The organism is Pseudomonas sp. 43(2021), from assembly GCF_017490805.1.
Taxonomy (GTDB): domain Bacteria; phylum Pseudomonadota; class Gammaproteobacteria; order Pseudomonadales; family Pseudomonadaceae; genus Aquipseudomonas.
The window spans coordinates 1-316 of the sequence record NZ_JAFGYJ010000623.1; the positions used below are offsets into that span (position 1 = coordinate 1).

At 63.3% G+C, this 316-nt stretch carries 1 protein-coding gene; it reads right to left on the reverse strand.

All coding sequences use genetic code 11. From position 1 onward, the window contains the following. Positions 1 to 316 (reverse strand): immunoglobulin-like domain-containing protein (locus tag J5M71_RS29025; RefSeq protein ID WP_207839138.1); only part of this gene is annotated, 316 nt, incomplete at both ends.

A 316-nucleotide genomic window follows, 5' to 3' on the forward strand; every position in this document is an offset into this window, starting at 1 on the left:
ATGGTGACCTGGGCATTGTTGCTCAGGGTCACGACCAGGTCGTGGGCCAGCGCCTGGTTGATGTGCACGGTGAAGGTCGGATTGACGTTCTCGGCCACCGAGGCCTGGTCGGCAGTGATGGTGACCTGTACCAGGTCGCCTTCGTTGCCCGGGGTACCCGGCTCGTCGGTGACGGTGGTGCTGACCGGAGTCTTGTCCAGGGTCAGCTGCTCGAACTTGCCGACGTCAGCGCCAGTGACCGAACCGATCGATTTGACCACAGGGTCGTTGGCGCCGGTGTAGACGTTGTCCGGGGCAGTGACGGTAACCGAACCAG